The 25,261-nt window shown below is 58.6% G+C and carries 25 protein-coding genes and 1 pseudogene; 17 read left to right on the top strand and 9 right to left on the bottom strand.

The window, feature by feature from the left end:
- Positions 1 to 22 precede the first annotated feature (22 nt).
- Complete coding sequence (locus tag BLQ41_RS28240; RefSeq protein ID WP_090187311.1) at positions 23 to 967, bottom strand: alpha/beta hydrolase; 945 nt, start codon at positions 965 to 967, stop codon at positions 23 to 25.
- A gap of 242 nt (positions 968 to 1,209) precedes the next feature.
- On the opposite strand from BLQ41_RS28240, the gene fadD2 reads away from it, so the two are divergent.
- Positions 1,210 to 2,898: a long-chain-fatty-acid--CoA ligase FadD2 gene (gene fadD2 / locus BLQ41_RS28235; RefSeq protein WP_090187308.1), complete on the top strand. Its 1,689-nt coding sequence runs from the start codon at positions 1,210 to 1,212 to the stop codon at positions 2,896 to 2,898.
- Positions 2,899 to 3,291: 393 nt separating this feature from the next.
- Positions 3,292 to 4,992, top strand: coding sequence for a long-chain-fatty-acid--CoA ligase FadD1 (gene fadD1 / locus BLQ41_RS28230; RefSeq protein WP_090187305.1), 1,701 nt, complete (start codon positions 3,292 to 3,294; stop codon positions 4,990 to 4,992).
- 64 nt (positions 4,993 to 5,056) lie between these two features.
- Here the strand turns inward: fadD1 and BLQ41_RS28225 are convergent, their stop codons facing one another.
- On the bottom strand, positions 5,057 to 5,434 hold the full coding sequence (locus tag BLQ41_RS28225; RefSeq protein WP_027923866.1) for a hypothetical protein: 378 nt from the start codon (positions 5,432 to 5,434) through the stop codon (positions 5,057 to 5,059).
- 200 nt (positions 5,435 to 5,634) lie between these two features.
- On the opposite strand from BLQ41_RS28225, the gene BLQ41_RS28220 reads away from it, so the two are divergent.
- From BLQ41_RS28220 to def, 3 genes are all read left to right on the top strand, one after another.
- Entirely contained in the window at positions 5,635 to 5,826 is a 192-nt protein-coding gene (locus tag BLQ41_RS28220; protein ID WP_090187302.1) for a CsbD family protein, read from the top strand.
- Between the two features lie 174 nt (positions 5,827 to 6,000).
- Positions 6,001 to 6,957 carry a YihY/virulence factor BrkB family protein gene (locus BLQ41_RS28215; protein WP_090187300.1) on the top strand — a complete coding sequence of 319 codons (957 nt, stop codon included), beginning with the start codon at positions 6,001 to 6,003 and terminating at the stop codon, positions 6,955 to 6,957.
- A complete protein-coding gene (gene def / locus BLQ41_RS28210) occupies positions 6,954 to 7,493 on the top strand; it encodes a peptide deformylase (protein WP_090187298.1) in 540 nt (179 codons plus the stop codon). Before BLQ41_RS28215 ends, def begins: the two co-directional genes overlap by 4 nt.
- A gap of 55 nt (positions 7,494 to 7,548) precedes the next feature.
- On the opposite strand, the gene BLQ41_RS28205 is transcribed toward def, so the two are convergent.
- Positions 7,549 to 7,965 carry a GNAT family N-acetyltransferase gene (locus BLQ41_RS28205; protein WP_090187295.1) on the bottom strand — a complete coding sequence of 139 codons (417 nt, stop codon included), beginning with the start codon at positions 7,963 to 7,965 and terminating at the stop codon, positions 7,549 to 7,551.
- Between the two features lie 405 nt (positions 7,966 to 8,370).
- On the opposite strand from BLQ41_RS28205, the gene BLQ41_RS28200 reads away from it, so the two are divergent.
- The 4 genes from BLQ41_RS28200 to BLQ41_RS28185 all read left to right on the top strand — a co-directional run bounded on the left by BLQ41_RS28200 (position 8,371) and on the right by BLQ41_RS28185 (position 11,919).
- Positions 8,371 to 9,312 carry a fatty acid desaturase gene (locus BLQ41_RS28200; RefSeq protein WP_090187292.1) on the top strand — a complete coding sequence of 314 codons (942 nt, stop codon included), beginning with the start codon at positions 8,371 to 8,373 and terminating at the stop codon, positions 9,310 to 9,312.
- 51 nt (positions 9,313 to 9,363) lie between these two features.
- Positions 9,364 to 10,155, top strand: coding sequence for a phosphate/phosphite/phosphonate ABC transporter substrate-binding protein (locus BLQ41_RS28195; RefSeq protein WP_090187290.1), 792 nt, complete (start codon positions 9,364 to 9,366; stop codon positions 10,153 to 10,155).
- A 211-nt stretch (positions 10,156 to 10,366) separates the two neighbouring features.
- The gene (locus BLQ41_RS28190) at positions 10,367 to 10,909 is read left to right on the top strand and encodes a sigma-70 family RNA polymerase sigma factor (protein WP_090187288.1); all 543 of its coding nucleotides are present in this window, start codon (positions 10,367 to 10,369) and stop codon (positions 10,907 to 10,909) included.
- The gene (locus BLQ41_RS28185) at positions 10,906 to 11,919 is read left to right on the top strand and encodes an ABC transporter substrate-binding protein (RefSeq protein WP_090187286.1); all 1,014 of its coding nucleotides are present in this window, start codon (positions 10,906 to 10,908) and stop codon (positions 11,917 to 11,919) included. Before BLQ41_RS28190 ends, BLQ41_RS28185 begins: the two co-directional genes overlap by 4 nt.
- Before the next feature lie 129 nt (positions 11,920 to 12,048).
- Here the strand turns inward: BLQ41_RS28185 and gstA are convergent, their stop codons facing one another.
- Positions 12,049 to 12,651, bottom strand: coding sequence for a glutathione transferase GstA (gene gstA / locus BLQ41_RS28180; RefSeq protein WP_090187280.1), 603 nt, complete (start codon positions 12,649 to 12,651; stop codon positions 12,049 to 12,051).
- Positions 12,652 to 12,750: 99 nt separating this feature from the next.
- Between gstA and BLQ41_RS28175 the strand changes: the two genes are divergently transcribed.
- The 3 genes and pseudogenes from BLQ41_RS28175 to BLQ41_RS31500 all read left to right on the top strand — a co-directional run bounded on the left by BLQ41_RS28175 (position 12,751) and on the right by BLQ41_RS31500 (position 15,326).
- Positions 12,751 to 13,647: a LysR family transcriptional regulator gene (locus BLQ41_RS28175; RefSeq protein WP_090187278.1), complete on the top strand. Its 897-nt coding sequence runs from the start codon at positions 12,751 to 12,753 to the stop codon at positions 13,645 to 13,647.
- 359 nt (positions 13,648 to 14,006) lie between these two features.
- Positions 14,007 to 14,783: pseudogene (locus tag BLQ41_RS31505) on the top strand (PAS domain-containing protein); the annotation flags it as partial.
- Complete coding sequence (locus BLQ41_RS31500; protein ID WP_408003525.1) at positions 14,757 to 15,326, top strand: methyl-accepting chemotaxis protein; 570 nt, start codon at positions 14,757 to 14,759, stop codon at positions 15,324 to 15,326. The pseudogene BLQ41_RS31505 and the gene BLQ41_RS31500, both read left to right, overlap by 27 nt.
- A 60-nt stretch (positions 15,327 to 15,386) precedes the next feature.
- Here the strand turns inward: BLQ41_RS31500 and BLQ41_RS28165 are convergent, their stop codons facing one another.
- The 4 genes from BLQ41_RS28165 to gntR all read right to left on the bottom strand — a co-directional run bounded on the left by BLQ41_RS28165 (position 15,387) and on the right by gntR (position 19,522).
- Positions 15,387 to 15,944 carry a hypothetical protein gene (locus tag BLQ41_RS28165; RefSeq protein ID WP_090187271.1) on the bottom strand — a complete coding sequence of 186 codons (558 nt, stop codon included), beginning with the start codon at positions 15,942 to 15,944 and terminating at the stop codon, positions 15,387 to 15,389.
- Between the two features lie 154 nt (positions 15,945 to 16,098).
- A complete protein-coding gene (locus BLQ41_RS28160; protein WP_090187267.1) occupies positions 16,099 to 17,523 on the bottom strand; it encodes an MFS transporter in 1,425 nt (474 codons plus the stop codon).
- A gap of 142 nt (positions 17,524 to 17,665) precedes the next feature.
- On the bottom strand, positions 17,666 to 18,298 hold the full coding sequence (locus BLQ41_RS28155; RefSeq protein ID WP_090187264.1) for a glutathione S-transferase family protein: 633 nt from the start codon (positions 18,296 to 18,298) through the stop codon (positions 17,666 to 17,668).
- Positions 18,299 to 18,490: 192 nt separating this feature from the next.
- On the bottom strand, positions 18,491 to 19,522 hold the full coding sequence (gene gntR, locus BLQ41_RS28150; protein WP_090187262.1) for an HTH-type transcriptional regulator GntR: 1,032 nt from the start codon (positions 19,520 to 19,522) through the stop codon (positions 18,491 to 18,493).
- A 215-nt stretch (positions 19,523 to 19,737) separates the two neighbouring features.
- Here gntR and BLQ41_RS28145 point away from each other — a divergent pair, with 215 nt between their 5' ends.
- Both BLQ41_RS28145 and BLQ41_RS28140 read left to right on the top strand, forming a co-directional pair.
- On the top strand, positions 19,738 to 20,271 hold the full coding sequence (locus BLQ41_RS28145; protein ID WP_090187259.1) for a gluconokinase: 534 nt from the start codon (positions 19,738 to 19,740) through the stop codon (positions 20,269 to 20,271).
- A gap of 82 nt (positions 20,272 to 20,353) precedes the next feature.
- Entirely contained in the window at positions 20,354 to 21,706 is a 1,353-nt protein-coding gene (locus BLQ41_RS28140; RefSeq protein ID WP_090187257.1) for a GntP family permease, read from the top strand.
- Positions 21,707 to 21,873: 167 nt separating this feature from the next.
- Here BLQ41_RS28140 and alaC read toward each other — a convergent pair whose 3' ends face one another.
- Positions 21,874 to 23,091 (bottom strand): alanine transaminase, encoded by a 1,218-nt coding sequence (alaC, locus tag BLQ41_RS28135; RefSeq protein ID WP_090187254.1) that lies wholly within the window; start codon positions 23,089 to 23,091, stop codon positions 21,874 to 21,876.
- Positions 23,092 to 23,230: 139 nt separating this feature from the next.
- On the opposite strand from alaC, the gene BLQ41_RS28130 reads away from it, so the two are divergent.
- The 3 genes from BLQ41_RS28130 to BLQ41_RS28120 all read left to right on the top strand — a co-directional run bounded on the left by BLQ41_RS28130 (position 23,231) and on the right by BLQ41_RS28120 (position 25,253).
- Positions 23,231 to 23,893 carry a LysE family translocator gene (locus BLQ41_RS28130; protein ID WP_090187252.1) on the top strand — a complete coding sequence of 221 codons (663 nt, stop codon included), beginning with the start codon at positions 23,231 to 23,233 and terminating at the stop codon, positions 23,891 to 23,893.
- 68 nt (positions 23,894 to 23,961) lie between these two features.
- Positions 23,962 to 24,450, top strand: coding sequence for a GyrI-like domain-containing protein (locus BLQ41_RS28125; RefSeq protein ID WP_090187249.1), 489 nt, complete (start codon positions 23,962 to 23,964; stop codon positions 24,448 to 24,450).
- 314 nt (positions 24,451 to 24,764) lie between these two features.
- Positions 24,765 to 25,253, top strand: coding sequence for a GNAT family N-acetyltransferase (locus BLQ41_RS28120; RefSeq protein WP_090187247.1), 489 nt, complete (start codon positions 24,765 to 24,767; stop codon positions 25,251 to 25,253).
- The last annotated feature ends 8 nt before the right edge of the window (positions 25,254 to 25,261 follow it).

Genomic DNA, 25,261 nt, shown 5'->3' with positions numbered 1-25,261 from the left:
AATAAATAAATTCACAAAAAAACTATTCCGATCTGGGCGGCCGGGGGTGGCTCAGCGTCTGCGCAATCCAGTTCAACACGTCATTGATCACTTCATCGCGGTTGCTCTCGTTAAACAGTTCATGCCTGGCCTGAGGGTAAATAGTCAGTTGCAGGTCGCGGCTGCCAGCCTCGCGAAGCGCGTGGGCCAGGTCTTTCAGACGTTTGCCTTCGCTGACCGGATCACATTCACCGCCAATCACCAGCAACGGCAGGCCCGGATCGATCTGCGCGAGATTGGACGCTTTGCTGATTTGCTGCAAGCCGCCGAGCAAATCGATCCACAGTTGATTGGTGCAGCGAAAGCCGCAAAGCGGGTCGTTGGCGTACAGGTCGACCTGCGCCGGATCGCGGCTGAGCCAGTCGAACCGCGTGCGCGCCGGTTTGAATTTCTTGTTGAACGAGCCGAACGACAGCCACTCGATCAGCGCGCTGCGACCCTTCGGGCCCTGGCGCAATCGTTCGAGCCGGGCAATCTGGCGGGCAGCGCGATACAGCGCCACCGGTTGAAAATTCGAACCGCTGAGCACCGCGCCATGCAGGCTGGCGCTGTGGTGCAGCAGATAAGCCTGGGCGATGTAGCTGCCCATGCTGTGGCCTAGCAGCACGATTGACACGCCGGGGTGCTGCTGGCCGATGTGCTGGTTGAGGCTGGCCAGGTCGCCGACGACTTTGCACCAGCCATCGTCATCGGCGAAATGGCCGAGCGTCCCGTTTTCGGCAGTTTTGCCATGTCCACGCAGGTCCGGCGCGTAGACGCCATAACCCTGATCGCAGAATTTTTCCGCCAGACGGGCGTAGCGTCCGCTGTGCTCGGCCATGCCATGCGCCAACAGAATCACCGCTTTCAGAGGTGCGGCGGGCAGCCACTGGTTGACGAAGAGGCGGCTGCGGTCACTCGCGGTCAGCCAGAAAGTGTCGTGGATCATGGCGATTCCTTTGCATGGGGCTGCATTGCATGGGCGTCGCTGCATTGTATAGCGCATCCCGCGGTTGCCGTCTGATCAGGCCACGCCACGGCTGGAAGATTCACATAATCAATGACGGTGCCTGTCGTATTTGCCTGATTCGTCATAGCTGCTAGTGTCCGTGGAGCTCCGCCTTTCGTTTTTTGTTTTTGAAAGGACAGAAACGCGGCCCCGGATAGGTTCAGGTAAAGAGGACAAGAACAATGCAACCTGATTTCTGGAATGACAAACGCCCGGCCGGCGTGCCCCTGGATATTGACCTTGGGGCCTACAAGTCGGTGCTTGAGGTGTTCGAGCGTTCCTGCAAGAAATTCGCTGATCGTCCCGCGTTCAGCAGCATGGGCGTGACCCTGACCTACGCCGAACTGGAACGCCACAGCCTGGCGTTCGCCGGCTACCTGCAAGCCCACACCGACCTGGTGCCGGGGGATCGCATTGCGGTGCAGATGCCCAACGTCCTGCATTATCCGATTGCCGTGTTCGGCGCCTTGCGCGCCGGGCTGATCGTAGTCAACACCAACCCGCTGTACACCGCGCGGGAGATGCGCCATCAATTCAAGGACTCCGGTGCCCGGGCGCTGGTGTATCTGAACGTGTTCGGGAAGAAGGTCCAGGAAGTGCTGCCCGACACCGACATCCAGTACCTGATTGAAGCGAAGATGGGTGACCTGATGCCCGGCGCCAAGGGCTGGCTGGTCAATACGATGGTGAGCAAGGTCAAGAAGATGGTCCCGGCGTATTCATTGCCGCAGGCCATTTCTTTCAAGAGCGCGTTGCGTCTGGGCCGGGGCTTGGGCATCAAGCCGCTGAAAGTCGGCCTCGACGACATCGCGGTGCTGCAATACACCGGCGGCACCACCGGTCTGGCCAAGGGGGCGATGCTGAGCCACGGCAACCTGGTCGCTAACATGCAGCAGGCACGGGCTTGTCTTGGGCAATTCGGCACCGACGGTCAGCCGCTGCTGCGTGAAGGGCAGGAAGTGATGATCGCGCCGTTGCCGCTGTACCACATCTATGCTTTCACGGCGAACTGCATGTGCATGATGGTCACCGGCAACCACAACGTGCTGATTACTAATCCACGGGACATCGGCGCGTTCATCAAGGAGCTGAAGAACTGGCGGTTCTCGGCATTGCTGGGGCTCAACACGCTGTTCGTCGCGCTGATGGACCATCCGGACTTCAAGTCCCTGGATTTCTCCAGCCTCAAACTCACCAATTCCGGCGGGACTGCACTGGTCAAGGCCACCGCCGAGCGCTGGGAAAAGCTCACCGGTTGCCGCATCACCGAAGGTTACGGCCTGACCGAAACCTCACCGGTGGCGTGCACCAACCCGTATGGCGACAAGTCGCGGATCGGCACGGTCGGCCTGCCGGTGCCGGGCACCACGCTGAAAGTGATCAACGACGAAGGCGTCGAGCAGGCCTTGGGCGAGCGCGGCGAACTGTGCATCAAAGGCCCGCAGGTCATGAAGGGTTACTGGAACAAGCCCGAAGCCACCGCCGAAGTGCTGGATGCCGAGGGCTGGTTCAAATCCGGTGATGTTGCTGTGATTGACCCGGACGGTTTCGTGCGCATCGTCGATCGCAAGAAAGACATGATCATCGTTTCGGGTTTCAACGTGTATCCGAACGAGATCGAAGACGTGGTAATGGCTCACCCCAAGGTCGCCAACTGCGCGGTGATCGGCGTGCCGGACGAGCGTTCGGGGGAGGCGGTGAAGTTGTTTGTGGTGGCCCGCGAGTCGGGGGTCAGCCTCGAAGAGCTGAAGGCCTACTGCAAGGAAAACTTCACGGCGTACAAAGTGCCCAAGCACATTGTCTTGCGTGAGTCGTTGCCGATGACGCCGGTGGGCAAGATTCTGCGGCGGGAGTTGCGCGATATCGCTTGATCGATGAATGGCCGCGCTTCGCGCGGATCGCGGGCAAGCCCGCTCCCACAAGTTTCGCGCCGTTCACTTATTTTGTGACCGGTACTGAACGTAGGAGCGGGCTTGCCCGCGATGCTTTTAGGGACTAAAGCCCCAATTTACGGGGCTTCCAAGGAGCTATAGAATTTTTGCTCTAAAATGACCGCTTGCTATTCTTGAGTCATTAAAGTGACTGTAGAGGCCGCTTTTGGCTCTGGTCGACCCTTGGCAAAGCTGCTACTCTCGGCGCGCTTTGTGACCTCTCGGCCTAGTAAAAAGCCAGACTCACCAACAAAAGACACTATAAAAAACACACACCAATAATAATCGCATCAAATGCGGTGAAGAATTCGCGTTGCTGAGGAGTGGGCTTCCATGAACGAAGACTTTTGGAAGGATAAGTACCCTGCTGGGATTGCTGCCGAAATCAATCCAGACGAGTATCCGAATATTCAGGCAGTGTTGAAACGATCCTGCCAACGCTTCGCTGACAAGCCGGCTTTCAGCAACCTGGGCAAGACAATCACCTACGGTGAGCTGTATGAATTGTCCGGTGCCTTTGCCGCTTACCTGCAACAGCATACCGACTTGCAGCCGGGCGATCGAATCGCCGTGCAATTGCCCAACGTATTGCAGTACCCGGTCGCTGTGTTCGGTGCCATTCGCGCCGGGCTGATCGTGGTCAACACCAACCCGCTGTACACCGCGCGGGAAATGGAACACCAATTCAACGATTCCGGTGCCAAAGCCCTGGTCTGCCTGGCCAACATGGCGCACCTGGCTGAAATCGTCGTGCCCAAAACCGGCGTCAAGCACGTGATCGTGACCGAAGTGGCGGACTTGCTGCCACCGCTCAAGCGCCTGCTGGTCAACAGTGTCATCAAGTATGTGAAGAAGATGGTCCCGGCGTATCACTTGCCCAAGGCCGTCAAGTTCAACCATGTACTGAGCAAGGGCCACGGCCAGCCCGTGGCTGAAGCCAATCCGGCCAGCAGCGACGTCGCCGTGCTGCAATACACCGGCGGCACCACCGGCGTGGCCAAGGGCGCGATGCTGACCCACCGCAACCTGGTGGCGAACATGTTGCAGTGCAAGGCGCTGATGGGCTCCAACCTCAACGAAGGCTGCGAGATCCTGATCACGCCGCTGCCGCTTTACCATATCTATGCCTTCACCTTTCATTGCATGGCAATGATGCTGATCGGCAACCACAACATCCTGATCAGCAACCCGCGCGACTTGCCGGCGATGGTCAAGGAACTGTCGAAGTGGAAATTCAGCGGCTTCGTCGGGCTCAATACGTTGTTTGTGGCCCTGTGCAACAACGAAGGCTTCCGCAAGCTGGACTTCTCGGCACTGAAAGTCACCCTGTCCGGCGGCATGGCTCTGCAACTGGCTGCGGCCGAACGCTGGAAAGCGGTCACCGGTTGCGCCATCTGCGAAGGTTACGGCATGACCGAAACCAGCCCTGTGGCCACGGTCAACCCGATCCAGCACATCCAGATCGGCACCATCGGTATTCCGGTGCCATCGACCGTGTGCAAAGTCATCGACGATGCCGGCGTTGAACAGCCGCTGGGCAGTATCGGCGAACTGTGCGTGAAGGGGCCGCAGGTCATGAAAGGCTACTGGCAACGCCAGGATGCCACCGATGAAATCCTCGACAGCGAAGGCTGGCTGAAGACCGGTGACATCGCGCTGATCCAGCCGGACGGCTACATGCGCATCGTCGATCGCAAGAAAGACATGATCCTGGTCTCCGGTTTCAACGTTTACCCGAACGAGCTCGAAGACGTGCTGGCAACCCTGCCGGGCGTGCTGCAATGCGCGGCCATCGGTGTGCCGGACGAGAAGTCGGGCGAGGCGATCAAGATTTTCGTCGTCGCCAAGCCGGGCGTGACATTGACCAAGGAACAGGTGATGGAGCACATGCGTGCGAACGTGACCGGCTACAAGGTTCCGCGCTCCGTGGAGTTCCGCGATGCGCTGCCGACCACCAACGTCGGCAAGATCCTGCGCCGCGAGTTGCGTGACGAAGAGTTGAAGAAGTTGGGCGTGAAGAAAGTCGGCGCCTGATCAAACAAAAAGCCCCGCAGATGCGGGGCTTTTTGTTACCAGACCGATCGTTCCCACGCTCTAATCAGAGGCGGAAAGGCGCGAAATTGACGTTGGTGCCCGCCGGACGCATGTCCTGCAGGAACGAGTCCTTGTCGGCGCTCAGTTCCAGGCTTAAAGCGGCTTTGCGCTTGCCTTCATTGCGCACCACCAGGCCTTCGAGCTTTTCACGCAGAAACACCGTCGGCACTTTCAGGTGCAACAGTTCGTCGGTGTCCGGCGTGTGCATCAGCAGGTGAACCCATTCGTACTGACCAATGGCCAGGCGCGCGACCGGTATATCGAACCACCAGATGTTGCGATTGCGGTTCAATTCGGTGAAATGGCAGTTGTTGACGCCAAGCACAGCACCGCCAAGTTCCTGGTTTCTGCGGGCAATGGCCTGCTTTTTATCGAGTTTCATAACATTCCTACGGGATTGGATCTTCAGCGCCATGGCCTGAATACGTTGCGCATTCTCGGGGGTTGGTCGACAAACATAAAGCCTAACCTGCACTGAACGATGAAATGTACGACCGAAAATAAATGAAACTCCGTGCAAAAGCCTCCGGTCAATCCTTATGTAACGACTTTTCTCATTGAATTGTTCACAGGAGAAACACCATGAGCAGCACTGGCGATAAAGTAAAAGGCATGGCCAACGAAGCAGCTGGCAACGTCAAGCAAGGTGTCGGCAAAGCGACCGACAACACCAAGTTGCAAGTCGAAGGCAAAATTCAGGAAAAGAAAGGCGAGGCCCAGCAAGCGGTCGGTAAAGCCAAGGACGCCATCAAAAAGGGCGTCGACAAGGCTTGATCCGGCCTTTGATGAGCAACACGAACGGCCATCCAAGGATGGCCGTTTTTGTGTCACCCTGAACTTGCACAAGGAAATTGTTTCAAAGACGCCAAGTAGGCTAATTTGATCTGGAAAACGGCCCCTGAGTCGCCACTACTCCAACCCATCATATTGCGGCGAAAGGAGACGCTAATGTTTTTCCCTCACATGAAAGGCCTGCGCCTGCACCGTGTCATGGTGCGCACGGTCACCGAGTTCATCGACGACGAGATGTCGACCTACGCCTCGGCGCTCGCCTATCAAATGCTGTTCTCGCTGTTTCCCTTCATCCTGTTTTTGATCGCCCTGATCGGTTTCCTGCACTTACCTGACTTCTTTTCCTGGCTGCGCCTGCAATCGGAACTGGTCCTGCCGCCCCAGGCGCTGGAACAGGTGAACCCGGTCATTGACCAGTTGCAGCAGTCCAAGGGTGGTTTGCTGTCGATTGGTATCGTGATTGCGCTGTGGACGGCGTCGGCCGGTGTGCGGTTGATGATGAGCGCGATGAACGCCGCCTACGACGTGGTCGAAGGCCGGCCCGCGTGGAAGCGTATCCCGCTGTCGATTATCTACACGGTCGGTATCGCCGGCATGCTGCTGATCGCCGCCGCGTTGATGGTGCTCGGGCCGCAAGTGATGGGCTGGATCGCCGCGCAAGTCGGTCTCGAAGACTTCATTGTGACGCTCTGGACCATCGTGCGCTGGCCGGTGGTCGTGGTTCTGCTGATGGTGGCGGTGGCGCTGATCTATTACGTCATGCCCGACGTTAAACAGGAATTTCGCTTTATCACCCCCGGCTCGGTGCTGGCGGTGGTGGTGTGGATATGCGCCTCCGTGGGATTTGGTTTGTACGTCAAGGAGTTCGCCAACTACAACGCCATGTATGGCAGTATCGGCGCGATCATTGTGCTGTTGCTGTACTTCTACATTTCCGCGGCGGTGCTGTTGCTGGGTGCGGAGATGAATGCAGTGATCGAACACATGTCGACCGAGGGCAAGAATGATGGCGAAAAAGTCCCCGGCGAACTCGATCACGAACCCAAACAACACGTTTCGGGACTGGCTCGGGATCACTCGCTCCAGCCGAAAACTGATGAAGTCATAAAATGATCCGTGAAATCCTGAAAATGGGCGATGAACGCCTGCTGCGCATTGCTCCGCCGGTCCCCGCCGAAATGTTCGACAGCCCTGAGCTGTGGCAACTGATCGATGACATGTTCCAGACCATGGAGGCCGTCGGTGGCGTCGGCCTGGCCGCGCCGCAGATCGGCGTCGATCTGCAACTGGTGATCTTCGGCTTCGAGCACAGCGAACGCTACCCGGACGCTGAAGCGGTGCCGCAGACCATCCTGATCAATCCTTTGATCACACCGTTGAGCCCGGTGATGGAAGAGGGCTTCGAAGGTTGCCTGTCAGTGCCTGGCCTGCGCGGCGCGGTGGATCGTTATCAGCAGATTCGCTACGAAGGTTTCGACCCCAAGGGCCAGCCGATTGTGCGGATCGCCGAGGGATTCCATGCGCGGGTTGTTCAGCATGAATGCGATCACCTGATCGGTCGGTTGTACCCGTCACGGATTACCGATTTCAGCAAATTTGGCTTCACGGAAGTCATGTTTCCTGACCTCGATCCGAACGCCGACGACTGATCCGAAAACACCTTAAGCTCGCTCCCACATTTGTTATTCATATGGCTTTAGCGCGTTATCTGGCCAGTTCCATACCCATGGCGATCATCGGTTTGCTGCGCGCATAACGGCTCAAACGTTCGGCCATCGAGTAGGGCAACGCGGGGTCGAAGGTGAACCCGTGACGTTCATAAAAGCCACGCAGGTCCGGGTGACAAAAGAGCCACACCGGGCCTTCGACATCCTTGACCGCCTCGGCGATCAACGCCCCAGCGATGCCTTGTCCGCGACACGCCGGATCGACGAACAGCCCCGTCAGCCAATGCCCGTCCGCCACTGGCCGCAAACACAGCGCGCCAATGATCCCCTCGCGCCTTGCGACCCACAATTGAGCGTCGCGCACGGCTTTCATCGACGATTGGTGGACGCGATAAAATTTGTTCATCAAGGGCCACAAAGGCTCGTCGAGCAAGGTGTACTGGGTGTCGGGCATGGTCGTGGACTGTCAGTGCGCAAAGCGGGCGATTATAAAAGAACACGAGCGCTGTGATAGGTGTATACCTGATCTCACATCCCGTATGAGTGGAGTAGGTATCATGGCCAAAGGCATGGATTCAAAGAAAGCAGCAAAGAAAAAACCGGCGAAAACCGCTGATGAGAAGCGCGCGGACAAGAAGGCCAAGAAGGTGGATGTGTTCGGCCATTGATCCCGTGTTGATTGGTTGATCGTTCCCACGCTCTGCGTGGGAATGCAGCCCGTGACGCTCCGCGTCACTGGACGCAGAGCGTCCCTAGAGGCATTCCCACGCAGAGCGTGGGAACGATCGTCAAAATAATCTGCAAGATTTCCCTGCGCCATTGCACAGAAGGGGACTGGTCCCCCGATCTGAGCAACGCCATGTCCCATTACTTCGATATTGCCCATCGAGAAGAAATCGAAACCCTGCGCCAACGCCTGACCGCTCGCACCGAGTGGCCGACCTGGCTGTTGCTGATCGGCGTGTATGGCGGCTGGTTCAGCCTGGTCCTGGCGAGTGATCGGTTGGGGGTGTGGTTGAGCACATTGCTGCTCATTCCGCTGGTGGTGCTGTGGTTGTCGGTGCAGCACGAATTGCTGCACGGGCATCCGACCCGTTGGCCATTGCTCAATAAAATCCTCGGCTATGCGCCATTCGCCGTCTGGTATCCCTACACCCTTTACCGTGACAGCCATTTGCTGCATCACCGCGACGAAGATTTGACCATTCCCGGTCGCGATCCGGAAAGTCGTTACCTCACGGCCGAGCGGTGGCAGGGCAGTTCGCTTTTTGAACAAAGCCTGCACTGGCTGAACAAAACCGTACTCGGACGCTTCCTGCTGGGCGCGCCACTGGCCTTGCTGGCGCTGGCGCGCGAAGAACTGCAACGTCTGAAAAAGGCTGAACGACAGGCCTGGTTCATGTGGCTGACCCACGGTGCATTGACGTTGCTGATGCTGATCTTCATCGCGCGCTACAGCGTCCTGCCGGTGTGGCATTACCTGTTGCTGATCAGTGTGCCGGCGCTATCGATTGCCATGATTCGCTCCTACTATGAACACCGTCCGCATGCACAACCCGAGCAGCGCACTGTCCTCAATGAAGCTGCCTGGCCATGGCGCTGGCTGTTCCTGAACCTCAATCTTCACCTGGTGCACCACGACTTGCCGGGTTTGCCTTGGTACGACTTGCCCCGGGCCTACCGCGCACGTCGCGAGCAGTGGCAGGCGCGCAGCGGCGGATTTGTGCTGCAGGGTTATGGGCAGTTGTGGCGACAGCATGGAGTGAGGGCCATCGATAGCCCGAGGCACCCATTCCACTGATTGCGAATACGCCCGCTCCCACAGGGGAAGTGATTGTATGGAAAATCCGATATGACCCACCATTACGCTGAACTACTGATGTACGTCGCCCCCGAGCCGCTCCGCCAGGCCAACGAGCGGTGGCTGACGCAGATCATCGAGCAGCTGGGCACCACCCGACTCAACGCCGAAGGCCTGTCGCTGATGGAGCTCTGGCTGTCCCCGCAATTGCTGCTGACCCAGACCTGCGGCTATCCGCTGATGACCGCGTTGCGCGGCAAAGTCCGGATCATTGGTCGCCCTCGTTACGAACTCCCCGACAGCACCGGCGGCAATCATTGCAGCCTGCTCCTGAGCCGCGCCGATGATCCACGGCGGACTTTGTCCGACTGGCGCGACAGTCGGGGCGTGATCAATGGCGAAGACTCCAACAGCGGCATGAACCTGTTGCGGCATCGCCTGGCGCCGCTGCATCGCGATGGACAGTTTTTTTCCAGTGTCGCCATCAGCGGCAGCCATCGCGAGAGCCTGCGCTGGCTGCGCGAAGATCGGGCGGACCTGGCAGCCATCGACAGTGTGACCTTCGCCTATCTGGCGCGACATGCCGAGCAAGAAGTTGCCGGATTACGTGTCGTTGCCCGAAGCGCGTTCAGCCCGACCTTGCCATACATCACGGCGTTCGGCGTTACCGATGAGCAAGCAGGGCAGCTGCGTCAGGCGATGAATCAGGCCTTGGAAGAGTTGCCTGATGTCGTTGAGATCCTGGGGCTGCAAGAAGTGCTGCCGGCCACTGAAAGCGACTATCAGGTGGTACTCGACTATCAACAAGAGGCTGAAGCAGTGGGTTATGGGCTTTTGCGCTAGGTCGAAAGATCGCAGCCTCGTTTCACTCGACAGCTCCTACAGGCAAACCATGATCCGTGTAGGAGCTGTCGAGTAAAACGAGGCTGCGATCTTTTGTTCTAAAATAGAATATAAAAATGCATTTTAAGTATTATTAAAGAATAAGGCTCCTTGCTAGGATCGCGCCACCGGATCACCGGACATTCAGCGACCCCTAACCTTTGGAGCCTCTATGTCCGGCACCGACGTATCCCATCGTAACCACATCGACGGCTTGTTCCGCGCCCATTATTCCTGGCTGTGCGCACACTTGCGTCGGCATCTGGGCGCCAGCCCCAGCGTCGAAGACATCGCCGCTGAAACCTTCGTGCAACTGCTGCAAGCCCCAGGCCTGACACCGATTCGCGAGCCTCGTGCCTTGCTCACCACCATCGCCCGCCGGTTGATCTATCAGCTCTGGCGCCGCCGGAACCTGGAACACCAGCACCTCGATCAGTTGCAACACGACGACCCCCAATCCGTGAAATCGCCAGAGGAACTGGCGCAACTCAGCCAGGCATTGCAGAGCCTCGATCAGACGCTGGGACGCTTGCCGGGCAAAGTCAGGGCGACCTTCCTGTTGTCACGCGTCGACGGCCTGACGTACCCGCAAATCGCCGCCGAGCTGGGCATCTCCCAACGCTCTGTCAGCGTCTACATGACCCGCTCCCAGGCACTGTGCGACCGGCACAGCGCCAACCAACCCTTGAATGCCCTGACCCGGAGGTCCGCATGAGATCGATCAAAACCCTGCTTGGCAGTTCGCTGTTGGCGCTGAGCCTCGTCGCAACCCACGTGCCGGCCGCTGAAAAAGCCGCGCCGATTCACTTTGGCGATATCACTTGGGAAAGCGGCAGCCTGATCACTGAAATCCTGCGTCTGATCGTCGAGAAAGGCTATGGCTACCCGACAGACACGTTACCGGGCAGCACCGTCAGCCTCGAAGCCGCGCTGGCCAAGAACGACATCCAGGTGATCGGCGAAGAGTGGGCCGGGCGCAGTCCGGCGTGGGTCAAGGCGTCCGCCGAGGGCAAAGTGTTTGGTTTGGGTGACACGGTCAAAGGCGCCACAGAGGGTTGGTGGGTGCCGGAATACGTGATCAAGGGCGACCCGGAGCGCGGCATCAAACCCCTGGCCCCGGAACTGAAATCCGTCGCCGACCTGGCCCGCTACAAGGACGTGTTCCGCGATCCCGAAGACCCTAGCCGCGGACGCTTCCTCAACAGCCCGACCGGTTGGACCTCGGAGATCGTCAACAGCCAGAAACTCAAGGCCTACGACCTGACCGCCAGTTACGTCAACTTCCGTACAGGCTCTGGCGCGGCGCTGGACGCCGAGGTCGCATCATCGATCCGCCGTGGCAAACCGGTGTTGTTCTACTACTGGTCGCCGACGCCGCTGCTGGGGCGCTTCAAACTGGTGAAACTCGAAGAGCCGGCCTTTGACGCCAAGGCGTGGAAGACCCTGGCCGATGCCAACAACCCCAACCCCAAGGGCACCCGTTCCATGCCGGCGAGCCTGGCCATTGGTGTGTCCGCACCGTTCAAGGCGCAGTACCCGGACCTGGTGGCGTTCTTCGAAAAAGTCGACTTTCCGATCGAGTTGCTCAACCAGACGCTGGGCCAGATGAGCGAAAAACGCCAGCAACCGCGTCAAGTCGCCGAGGCGTTTTTGCGTGATCAGCCGCAGATCTGGAAGGGCTGGGTGCCGGGGGACGTGGCGAGCAAGGTGAGTGCGAGTCTGTAGTTTTTCCTGATGTTCTTGCGCGGCATGAGCGACTGTATTCGCGAGCAGGTTCGCTCCCACATTGGATCTGCTGAGCGCACAAAATGTGTGTAAGCCTCAGATCCCGTGTGGGAGCGGCGGTGCGGCGGCCTACACCAACTCCGCAGCCAACGCCGCTTTCACTGCCGGCCGCTGCTCAATGCTGGCCTGAAACCGCACCAACGCCGGCCACTGATTCATATCAATCGCAAACAGTGGTGCCCAGCGCAGCACCGTAAACAGATACGCATCGGCGATGCCGAACCCACCTGCCAGCAAATAATCTTGCCGCTCCAGCGTTTCGTTCAACACTGTCAATCGCTTGAACAGCTTCTCTTTGATCAGCGCTTTTACCGCCTCCGGAAACTGCGAATTGAACAGCCAGCCCAGCCCGCCATGAATCTCTGTCGAGACGAAGTTCAAGCATTCTTGTAATCGCACCCGCTGGAACGTCCCGTTCGCCGGCGCCAGGTTCGCGTCCGGTCGCAGGTCTGCCAGGTATTGCAGGATCGCCGGACCTTCGGTCAGCACGTCGCCGTTATCCAGCTGCAACGCCGCGACGTAACCCTTTGGATTGATCGCGAGGAAGTCATCGCCCTCAACCGTCTTTTTGGTGCGGTTATCAACGCGGATCAGTTGGAATGGCAGATCCAGTTCACGCAGCACAATGTGCGGCGCCAGCGAGCAGGCTTTGGGGGCGTAATACAACTTCATCGGGAGGACTCTGGTTGGGGATTTACGCCAGTGTCATAGTGCGCGGTGCCCTCGGTAAAATTACTCTTTCAGAACACTGCCATAAGGAAAGCTACTGCCATGATGAATCTGACGCATTGGCGAATGGTGGTGGCGGTGGCCGATACCGGCAACATTACTCGGGCCGCCGAGCGCGTTGGCATGACCCAGTCAGGAGCGAGCCAGGCGTTGGCCTTGATTGAAGAAACATTGGGCGTTCAACTGTTCAATCGGGAGAATCGCCAAACGTTGCCGACAGCCATCGGCTTGCCTGTGATCGAACACGCGCGAACCATGCTTGGCGCCCTGGAAAATATTCGCAGCAGCGTCGATGCCGCCAAAGGCATTCAACGCGGCACGATTCGCCTGGCCAGTTTCCCGATGGTGCTGGCCACGTTCCTGCCGCCACTGTTGCGCCAGTTCAAACGGCTCTATCCCGGCATTGAAGTGGTGGCACTTGAGGTCAGCGACGATGAAGTCGAAGCACTGCTCGACGCCGGGCTGGTGGATGTCGGCGTGGTGTTGAACCCGCCCCCCGAGCGTAACGCCAGTCATTTGGGACGTGATGCCTGGATGGCCGTCGTGCCGGGCGGTCATCCTTTGGCGCGCCGTTCGAATGAGGCCGGCATTACCCTCGCGGAGTTGGCGCAGGAACCTTTCGTATTGGCCACGGGCGGTTGTTCAACCAATGCTCGCAGCCTGGCCGCAGATGCCGGATTGCAGCTACGTGACGTTCGGGTCGAAGTTCGGGATTGGAGCAGCGCGTTCACGCTGGTGCGGGAAAACATCGGCGTGACGCTGGTGCCCGAGTTAACGCTGCCGACGCATCGCCAGGGCCTGCGTGTGTTGCCAGTTCATCCGCGTATCGAGCGCGAGTTTGCCTTGGTGATCACGCCGACCCGGGAACCTTCCGCCGCCGTCCAGGCATTGCTGAACATGCTGGCTGAACCGATTTTGTCCTCAACACTGGCTGACTAGTGGCCTTGCGCCTTCTCTGCGCCTGTCTAAGCTGACTTGTAACTGACTATGTCGCTGTCGACAGCTAAAAACTCCGCAAACGTGCGCAACCCACGGCACCACACAGAACAACTAGGAGCGGTGCGCTAAAGGGAATTACCGATGAAACCGTTAGGGCTGGCCTGGTCCCGGGCTATCAAGAGAAGGATGTCTTGATGAGAGCGCTGCTGCATGGACTCTCCGATTGAACATCATTGATCACCTGACTTTTCCTCCCGTGGAGGAACGCGTGTGCCTGTTCCAAAGAACGATTTGGTAGATCCGCTGAAAGACCGAAGGACTTTCATCAATCAAAAGAACGCGCAGAAGGTGATACGACCATGTTTAACCTACATCACAAAGCTGACCTGCAGGAAATCCAGCGATTCAGTTGCGCGCTGAGCGAAGCCAATGCGAAGTTGGCAGCGGTCAGCCGCTCGATGGCCATGATTGAGTTCACCCCGGAGGGCATCGTGCTCGATGCCAACGATAACTTTTGCCGGGCCATGGGTTACAGCGCCGAAGAAGTTCGTGGCAAACATCACCGTATCTTTTGCGAAGAAGCGTTTTACCGCAGTGAGGAATACGCAAAGTTGTGGCGAGACCTGGCCCGTGGCGAACCCGTCGGCGGTACGTTTTTACGGTTGAACAAGAAAGGCAAGGAAGTTTGGCTTGAGGCCAGTTACATGCCGGTGTTCGGCGCCGATCGCCAGGTTAAAAGCGTGATCAAAGTCGCTACGGATATTTCCGACAGGGTTTACAAGGAACACGAAGAAGAAAGCATGCTCGCCGCGATTGGCCGTTCCATGGCGGTGATCGAGTTCACCCCCGAAGGCAAAGTCATTACCGCCAACGACAACTTCCTGAAGACGATGCATTACTCGCTCAACGAAGTGATCGGCCAGCATCACAGCCTGTTTTGCCACCGCGCAGAATCCGAGTCGCAGGCGTACAAGGCGTTTTGGGCTTCTCTCAATCGCGGTGAATATCACTCGCACCGTTTCGAGCGTAAAGACAAGCACGGGCATACGGTGTTCCTCGAGGCCTCTTACAACCCGTTGTTCGATGCCAAGGGCCGTCTGTACAAAGTGGTGAAGTTTGCCAGCGACATCACCCAGCAAGTGACGACGTTGCAAACCGCGGCGGAGTCGGCCCACAGCACCTCGGTGCAAAACGACGCCTGCGCGCAGAAGGGGTCTCAAGTGGTGCAGCAAACCGTGCAGATCATCCAGGACATTTCCCGGGACTTGAATGAAGCGGCGCAGAGCATCGATGCAGTCAGCAAGCAGTCCGACATCATCGGCACCATCGTCCAGACCATTCGCGGCATTGCCGACCAAACTAACTTGCTGGCTCTCAATGCGGCCATCGAAGCCGCGCGGGCTGGCGACCACGGACGCGGGTTTGCCGTGGTGGCCGACGAAGTTCGCAGCCTTGCTGCACGAACGAGTCAGGCAACGGTGGAGATTGTCGACGTGGTGCGCAAGAACCACGATTTATCGATGAGCGCCGTGACGAGCATGCAATCGAGCTTGAGCCGAACCGGTCTGGGGGTGGAACTGGCGAACGAGGCGGGCGAGGTGATTCTAGAAATTCAGCAGGGCTCGCGGCATGTGGTGGATGCGATCAGTCAGTTTAATTCGACGTTGCAGATCAACTGAGTCGCGGCAATGCCTTCGTAGGAGCCGAGCGGCCGGCTCCTACAAAAAGTCCCTGTGTCTTCAAAGTGAAGCAAGGAATTTGTCGACCACCTGGGGCGTGTCTTTTGCGGTGCTGCTGTCGCCAGCTTTCGCGGTCGACGCCAGTTTCATCTTGTCTTCCATGCGCTGGGCGATTTCCTTGCCAATGGCCAGTTGTTTTTCTGGCGGCATGGCTTTGAGGTCTTCTTCGGTGATGCCCATCTCTTTCAGGATGCTGTCGTGTATACGCTGTTCCGGCGACTTGCTCATGTAGTCCTTGAAGTCGGCCATGGCCGTGCTGTCAGTGACCTTCGATTGAGCATCGGCTGGCAGCTTGGCAGAGTCGGCGGCTTGCAGTGCTACTCGGGTTTTGGCGAACGCTTCATTGACGTTGTCGCTGATTTTGCCGGCCTCGCTGACTTGCTGGGTGGCCTGTCCGGTGGCGGACGACTGAACCTGCGCCTGCACATTGTTTTGAAAGGCCTGAAACATCGAGTTCTGAACGCCGCTCTGCAACCCGGCCGCAACGTCGGCCGCCGGGTCTTTGCCGAGCTGCTTGGACAGGGGAATGATCTGCGTTTGTTTTGTACTGACAAACATGATGGATAAACCTGCAGGTAATGACTGACCTGTGGACGGGAGCAATTAGCATGCCGTTATCCCGGGCCCGTGTTTACGGGGCTTGGAGGGACAGGGTGCGCGGTGAGGGCGGTCAACGTTTGCCGCTGGGCGGCAGCCATCGACCGCCGACGTCTCAGCGGTGCGCGATGTTTTCCAGCGCCAGGTTGCGGGTGCGCGGGCCAAACCAGCCGATGGTCAACATCACGATCAGCATGCTGGCGACAATGAAGGCCAACACGCCCGGCGTGCCGAAGTGCTCGAGGAAAATCCCGATCAGCAAACTGCTGAACACCGTCGACAATCGGCTGAACGAATAACAGAACCCCACGGCACGGGCGCGGATGTTGGTGGGGAACAATTCACTTTGATAAGAGTGATAACTGAAGCTCAGCCAGGCGTTGCAGAAGGTGATCATCACCCCGCAGAAGATCAGGCCGAAGGCACTGGTTTGCATCGCGAACAGCGTACCGAAGGTCATTGCACCGAGCGCCGAACCGACGATCTGCCACTTGTTCTCGAAACGGTTGGCAAACTTCACAAACAGCAGCGGCCCGAGCGGGTAGGCGAGGGTGATGATGAAGGCGTACATCAAGCTGTGCGTGACACTCACGCCCTGACCGGAAAGCAGCGCCGGCAGCCAGTTGCCGAAGCCGAAGAAACCGATGGCCTGGAACACGTGGAAGACAATCAGCATCAGTGCCCGACGACGATAGGGTGGCTGCCAGATGTCAGCGAAACGGCCAGGGCCTTGAATGTCCACGGCGGCCAGTTCCGGCTCGTCCAGTGGCTTGCCCTGATCTTTCACACAGCGCGCTTCGATGCCATCGACAATGGCGCTGGCCTCGTCGAACCGGCCATGCTGCGCCAGCCAGCGCGGCGACTCCGGCAACCGTGAACGCAGCCACCAGATGAACAGCGCAAACACCGCACTCGCCAACACCACCCAGCGCCAGCCAGACACACCGAACGGCGCCTGCGGCACCAGCCACCACGACATCAACGCCACCGCCGGCACCGACAGAAACTGTACGAAAAAGGCGAAGGCAAACGCCGAGCTGCGCATGCGTTTTGGCACCAGTTCCGAGAGGTAAGCATCGATGGTTACCAGCTCGATACCCAGCCCGATGCCCACCAGAAATCGCATGCAGATAATGCCCAGCGCCGAACTCTGAACGCCCATCGCCACCGTCGCGACGGTGTACCAGATCAGCGCGAAGGTGAAAATCGCGCGACGTCCAAAACGGTCGGCCAGCGGGCTCAGCAAACTCGCGCCAAGGAACAGCCCGAGAAACGTCGCCGAGGCGAAGGCTGCCTGATCAGAGAAACCGAACACGCCCTGACTGCCAGTGGCGAAGATGCCGTCGCGGATCAGGCCTGGGCTGATGTAGGCCGTCTGGAACAGGTCGTAGAGTTCGAAAAAACCACCGATCGAAAGCAGCGCCACCAGGCGCCAGAGGGTCGCGACGGCGGGAAGCCGGTCGATGCGAGCAGAAATCTGCGCGGCGCGAACGGGGTCGATGCCGTCTGTTTGAGCGACGGCTGGGGTATGCGCAGTCATGGGCTTGTCCATTTCTTGTTGATGGAGAAGCTTAGCCTGCTATCGGAATCAATGGTTGTGAATCTCGGCGACTTTGCACCGAGATTCGCCCGGTTATTGCAGAGGATGTTTGGTTTTTAGCGATTTGTAGCGCAGGAGCCGCTCAAGGCAAGCCGTTGCAGCCGTATTTCAGGAAACCGGGACGTTGGGCCAATCGTTGAAAATACTCATCGATGGCCGGGTAGTCGGGGCGCTCCATCGGCGTCATCAGCCAGCGGTTGACGGACAAGCCGATGACGATGTCGGCGAGGGTGAAGCGTGGTCCGGCGACATAGGCTTTGGTGGTCGCGAGCTGATGCTCGAGGATGCCCATCTTCTGGTTCCAGCCGCGTACGCCGGCGGCGATGTGGTGCGGGTCCTGGAACTCAGGGTCTTTGCGAACCAGTGCCGTGAACGCATAGCTCCAGGAACTGTTGAGTTCAGTGGCTTGCCAATCCATCCACTGCTCAACCCGAGCGCGTGCCGCCGGTTCGTGCGGCAGCAAGTCGGTGTTGTGGTGTTTGCCGGCCAGATAGCGGCAGATGGTATTCGACTCCCACAGCACACCCGCCTCATCGATGATCACCGGGACCTGGGCATTGGGATTGAGCCTGAGAAACTCCGCCGTATGGGTCGACGCATAACCGCCGCCCCAGTCTTCTCGTTCGTAGGGAACGCCCAGTTCCTCACACGTCCACAGAACTTTTCTGACGTTGATGGAGGAGGCTTTACCCAGAATTTTCAGTGCATGTTCCATTGAGCTACTCCGTTAGCGATTCGACGCTTCAGGAATCTAACAGACATTTTCAAGCAGGATTGTATTGCGCCGATGCGCGCTGAGCACAGATGCACGGGAGCACTATCAAGATTAGTTGAAATCCCGCTGCTCGAACGATGGGCCGTTCAAGCATGCGGCAATTCACAGTGGGAGCAAGCTCGCTCCCATTGGTCAGGTGCTCTCGCGCACCTTCAACTCAAACCCCATGTCCTGCACCGGTTTTGCCACCGAATTGCCGGCCAGCAGCGTCAACATCAACTCCGCCGAACGGCGGCCAATGGCCTCGCGCGGCGTGCTGATACTGCTCAGGCGCGGGACCATGTGCGCCGAGGCGGGCAGGTCGTTGAAACCGAGGATGGCCACTTGCTCGGGGATTTTGATCCCGCAGCGCATGGCTTCCAGGAGCGCGCCCTGCGCCAGGTCGTCGTTGCCGAAGAAGATCGCATCGACATCCGGATGACTGGCGATCAGTTGCAGGAACAGTTCGCCACCCAGACCGACGGAGGAGGCGCGCGGTGTCAGTATTTCCAGATCCGGGTCATACAAGCCGGCCTTTTGCAGCGCCTTGCGGAAACCTTCGCCACGCAACAACGTGCGTTGGTCCAGCTGCGCGCCGATGTAGGCCAGGCGTTTGCGCCCACGGGACAGCAAATGCTCGGCTGCCGTTTCGCCGGCGGCGAGTTGCGAAAAGCCCACACAGTTCACGCCTGCCGCACTGTCCAGTTCCATCATGTACACGCACGGGATGTTGCTCGCCTCGATCATCCGCCGAGAACTTTCAGTGCGGTCGAAACCGGTCAGCAGCAAACCGCGCGGCTGATACGCCATGTAATTGCGCAGCAGGTTTTCTTCTTCATCGCGCGAGTAATGGAAGTTGCCGATCAGCACTTCGAAGCCCTTGGGGCGCAAAACCTGATGAATGGCTTCCAGCGTATCAATGAACAGCAAGTTGGACAGCGACGGCACCAGAACCACCACCGAATGGCTCTGGGCCGAGGCTAACGCCCGGGCCGCAGGGTTGACCACGTAGTTGAGTTCAAGCGCCGCTTTCTGCACTTTTTCCACCAGTTCGGTGGCCACCGTGCTGACACCGCGCAAGGCGCGGGAGGCGGTGATCGGGCTGACACCGGCCAGGCGTGCGACTTCGTTCAAGGTCGGGCGGCCAGTGGTGCGCGTATTTTTATCGTTTTTAGGAGAGATCATCGGACGGCTTGCCAAACAAAATTCGAGGCACTAAGGTAGCGCTGTCTCGATGCAGCTGCAAATGCGTGAGCGGGGTTTGCCTGATCCCCGCTTTTTGGCATTGGGAACGAAAACGCTGCAACCCACAAAAATGACAAGAAGGCGTCGGCAACTTCTGCTTTTGATCGAGTGTCACAACTGTCAAAGGTAGCGCTGTCTGCGCGCTGAGGTGTTACATGAATCATCCCATCACCGCCCTGGTCATCATGGGCGTTGCCGGTTGCGGCAAGACTTGCGTCAGCGAGGCCTTGTGCCAACTCAGCGGCGCGACCGCCATTGAAGGCGACACTTTCCACCCTGCCGCCAATATCGAAAAGATGAGCGCGGGTATCCCCCTGGACGACGAAGACCGTGCCGGCTGGCTCGACAGCCTGTGCGATGAGCTGCGCCGCGTCGACGCCAAGGGCGAGCGCCCGGTGCTGACCTGTTCGGCCCTCAAACACAGTTATCGCGAACGACTGCGCAGCGCCTTGCCTGGCCTGGGCTTCGTTTTTCTTGAGCTGACCCCGGAAGTCGCCGCCGATCGTGTGTCTCATCGGCCTGGTCACTTCATGCCATCGACCCTGATCGACAGCCAGTTCGCCACGCTTGAATCGCCCGTTGGCGAGCCCCTGACCCTGGCTCTGGACGCGTCGAACCACAGCGTCGAGCAATTGGCGAAGCAGGCGCATGTCTGGTGGCTGGAACACGGCCTGAAACTCGCCGTATGAGTCTGGCCAGAAAAGATAGCGCTGTCCTTATGGCGTGCGAATTACCCGCTTTAATAACAACAACAACCAGGAGACACCCCTAATGTTTGGCATGTCCCACGAGACGTTCCTGCTGCTCGATGCAGTGGTCACGGTGATCGGGCTTATCGTCCTGATCACCAAGTTCAAGCTCCACCCGTTCATTGCCCTGATCATTGCTGCCGCGTTCCTCGGGCTGACTTCCGGCATGCCGATCGGCACCATCATCAAGGCGTTCCAGGACGGCTTCGGTGGGGTGCTCGGTTTCGTCGGGATCATCCTCGCGCTGGGCACGATGCTCGGCAAGATGATGGCCGAGTCGGGCGGGGCGGATCAGATTGCCCAGACCCTGATCCGGGCGTTCGGCAAGGACAAGGTGCAGTGGGCCATGATGTTCGCCGCGTTCCTGGTCGGCATTCCGCTGTTCTTCGAAATCGGTTTCGTGCTGCTGATCCCGCTGGTGTTCATCGTCGCCCGGCGTACCGGCGTGTCGATCATCAAGATCGGTATCCCGCTGCTGGCCGGTCTGTCCGCCGTTCACGGTCTGGTTCCGCCGCACCCGGGTCCGTTGCTGGCCATCGGCGTGTTCGGTGCCGACATCGGTAAAACCATTCTCTACGGTCTGATCGTTGCGCTGCCGACGGCCATTATCGCCGGCCCGATCTACGGCACGTTCATTTCCAAATACATCCCCGGCCATCCTAACCAGGAACTGGTGGATCAACTGGCTCGCGAGCCGGAAGCGGCCGAGCTGCCAAGCTTCGGCATCACCCTGGTCACCGTGCTGCTGCCGGTGTTCCTGATGTTGCTCAAGACCTTTGCCGATGTGGTGCTGCCGGAAGGCAACTTCGTGCGCTCCTTCATGGACCTGGTCGGTCACCCGATCTCGGCGTTGCTGTTGGCGTTGCTGCTGTCGCTGTACACCTTCGGTCACAAGCAGGGCATGGGTTCGAGCAAGATTCTGAAGTTGCTCGACGCCAGCCTCGCGCCGACGGCTGCAATCATTCTGATCATCGGTGCCGGTGGTGGCTTCAAGCAGATGCTGGTGACCAGCGGCGTGGGTGACGTGATCGGCCACATGGCCGTGAATGCCCAGATCTCACCGATCCTGCTGGCCTGGCTGGTGGCGGCGGTGATTCGTGTGGCGACCGGTTCTGCGACCGTGGCGACCATTACCGGCGCAGGCATCGTGGTGCCGGTGGTTGGGATGATTCCAGGTGTGAACCGTGAGCTGCTGGTGCTGGCCACTGGTGCCGGTTCGTTAATTCTGTCTCACGTCAACGACGCGGGTTTCTGGCTGGTGAAGCAATACTTCAACATGACCGTAGCGGAAACCTTCAAGACCTGGACCGCGATGGAAACCATCCTCTCCATCGTTGCGCTGGGCTTTATCCTGCTGCTGTCGATGTTCGTCTGACACGATCGCCAGGCACAAAAAAACCGCAGCGATGCGGTTTTTTTGTGCCTGAATCAACCTCCTGTAGGAGCTGTCGAGTGAAACGAGGCTGCGATCTTTTGATCTTGATCTTGAAACGTCAAAAGATCGCAGCCTCGTTTCACTCGTCAGCTCCTACAGGGCTAGTGTCAGGTGTTGGTTTTTGCGATTAATCCATCCGCCCGGAACATCGCGCGAATCCCGCGCACGGCCTGACGAATCCGGTCCTGGTTTTCGATCAGCGCAAAGCGCACATGATCATCCCCGTATTCCCCGAAGCCCACACCCGGCGAAACGCAGACCTTGGCCTCGGCGAGCATCTTCTTGGCGAATTCCAGCGAGCCCAGGTGTGCATACGCCTCGGGAATCTTTGCCCAGACGTACATCGAGGCTTTCGGATTCTCGACCATCCAGCCCAGTTCATGCAGGCCCTTGACCAGCACGTTGCGCCGCTGCCGGTACTGCTCGGCGATGTCCTTGACGCACTGCTGATCGCCTTCCAGCGCAGCAATGGCCGCGACCTGCAACGGGGTGAACGTGCCGTAGTCGTGATAACTCTTGATCCGCGCGAGGGCGTTGACCAGTTCGGCGTTGCCGACCATGAAACCGATGCGCCAGCCCGCCATGTTGTAGCTCTTGGACAGGGTGAAAAACTCCACCGCGATGTCCTTGGCGCCCGGCACCTGCATGATCGACGGGGCTTTCCAGCCGTCGTAGACGATGTCGGCGTAAGCCAGGTCGTGCACCACCAAAACGTCGTACTGTTTGGCGAGGGCGATCACGCGTTCGAAGAAGTCCAGCTCCACACATTGGGCCGTGGGGTTGGACGGGAAGCCGAGGATCATCATTTTCGGTTTCGGGATCGAGCCACGAATGGCGCTTTCCAGTTCGGCGAAGAAGTCCACGCCAGGAATCAGCGGCACCGAACGCACCTGGGCGCCGGCAATCACGGCACCGTAGATGTGAATCGGATAGCTCGGGTTCGGCACCAGGACCGTGTCGCCCTGGTCGAGGGTGGCCAGCATCAAATGCGCCAGGCCTTCCTTGGAACCGATGGTCACGATGGCTTCGGTTTCCGGGTCGATATCGACCTGGTAGCGATCCTTGTACCAGTTGGAAATCGCCCGGCGCAGACGCGGAATACCTTTGGACGTCGAATAACCGTGGGTGTCTTCGCGCTGGGCGACGGTCACCAGTTTTTCGACGATGTGCGGCGGGGTAGGGCCATCAGGGTTGCCCATGCTGAAATCGATGATGTCTTCGCCACGACGACGGGCGGCCATCTTCAGCTCGGCAGTGATGTTGAATACGTAAGGGGGGAGTCGATCTATGCGCGCAAAGCGGCGCGGCGAACCTGGGTTGGCCATTGTTGCCTCGGATAACGTGAGCGCCCGGAACCGTCCGAGCGACGCTGGCCACTGCGGTGGCCTGTTGCGGAAGATAAGGGCTGGTATGGCACACTGTCCAGCGACTCTGTGAACAATTTTGTCCGAAGGAAATCGGTTGATGGAATTTACCAGCGGCTTCTTGCTGAGCCTTTCGCTGTGCCTGGATATCGGCGTGGCCAACATCGCGATGATCACCCTGGCCATGCAGCGCGGCTATTTTCAAGGCTTTGCGCTGGGGTTGGGGACCTGTGTCGGCGACCTGATCTACGCGGTCCTGGCGCTGGCGGGCATGACGGTTTTGCTGCAGTACGAAACCGTGCGCTGGGTGCTGTGGATCGGTGGCTCGGCGTTGCTGGTGTATTTCGCGGCGAAGATGATCTATTCGGCGATTCACCATGAGGCGGTGCTGGCGCAGTCTGCGGAGGTGGGGCAGAACTCCCATCGCAAGGAGTTTTTCCGCGGCATTTTCCTCGCCATGTCTTCCCCCAGCGCCATTCTGTGGTTCGCGGCGGTGGGCGGCACCTTGATCGCGCGCTCCGGCGGCAGTGGCGCGCTCAGTTCGGCGTTATTTCTGGGCGGGTTTCTCTGCGCTGGGGTGCTCTGGTGCGTCGCGTTGTGTTTCGCCGCGAGTCATGGCGGCAAGTTGCTGGGCGACAAACTGCTGCGCTACTCGTATATGGCATCGGCGGCGATCTTCTGCTATTTCGCGGTCTACGTGATTCTATCGGGCTACAACGAGTTTATTGGCTCGGGTGCCGTCGGGCAGGTTCAGGCCCTGTAAGTGGGCGAATCGGCTCGGGCTTCTATACTCCCAGCCGAACCCACTTTTTTCGTCTCAGGAGTTGAGTCATGGATGAGCAAGAAGTCGTAAAACCGGCCGAGCCACGTTTCGAACATGGGCACTTTTTGCTCATTGCCGGTTTTGGCGGGCGATTTACCCAGGAAACCTCCAAGAAAATCCCCGACCTCTGGGAAAAATTCATCCCCGAGATCGGCAAGATTCCCGGTCAAAAAGGCGAAGTAACCTACGGCATCTGCTGCAATCCGGATGGCCAGGGAGGTTTCGAATACATCGCCGGGGTCGAGATCGACAAACTCGACGATTTGCCCGACAAGTACCGTTGGGTCGAGGTCCAGCCCCAGCATTACGCGGTGTTCGAGCACAAGGGTTCACTGGATACCTTGCCCCTGACTTTTCAATACATCTGGAAGACCTGGTTGCCGCAGTCCGGTCGTCAGGCGGCGGATGCGCCGGAATTCGAACGCTACAGCGAAGACTTCAATCCGAAACTCAACACCGGAAAGCTGGAAATCTGGCTGCCAGTCAAAGAGCAATGAGCGCTTCGAGAGGCGGACCGACCGTCCGCCTCTCGATGTTACTTGCCTCGCTTCATCCGCCGCGCCCGCAGCAGGTCAATCGACAACGTAGCAAAACCAAACGTACTGATGCCCAACAGCATAAGAAGACCGATCTGAACGCTGCTCATGGTGTGTTCCCCCTATTGATGTCCAGAGACAGGACACATCAATAATCCACACCAACGAGCAATGACAGCGCCTATACGCAGGCTTTACGGCGGCTGCGGTGATCGATATGAACACCTTATTAATTTATGATCCCAAGCCTTCTCATTCGCTGATTCCGAGCTGCCATGAACACCGTCATCCGCCACGTCATTCCTGCTGACCTGGACCGCTGCTACGCCATCGAAACCGTTGCCTACGAAGGTGACGAAGCCGCCACCCGGGAAAAAATCGCCACCCGCATCGCCACCTGGCCCGAAGGGTTCATCGTCGCCGAAGTCGACGGCGTGGTCGCCGGTTTCATCAATTCCGGTGCGGCGTTTGAGGTGCAAATGTCAGATGAAGCCTTCAAGGAACTGATCGGCCACGACCCGGCGGGTCCGCAGGTGGTGATCATGTCGGTGGTGGTGCACCCGGATTATCAGGGGCAGGGTTTGGCCAAACGGTTGATGGGCGAATTCATCGAGCGGATGCGAGGACTGAAAAAGACCCATATCCATTTGATGTGCAAGGAGCGGCATATTCCGCTCTATGCCGGATTCGGATTTGCCTACATCAAGCCTTCGGATTCCGACCACGGCGGCATGGCGTGGCACGAGATGGTGTTGGCGCTGTAACCACGATC

It is taken from the genome of Pseudomonas arsenicoxydans (assembly GCF_900103875.1).
Classification (GTDB): Bacteria; Pseudomonadota; Gammaproteobacteria; order Pseudomonadales; family Pseudomonadaceae; genus Aquipseudomonas; species Aquipseudomonas arsenicoxydans.
Note: the sequence above shows the minus strand (reverse complement) of the source record. Positions and strands in the feature narration are given on the sequence as shown.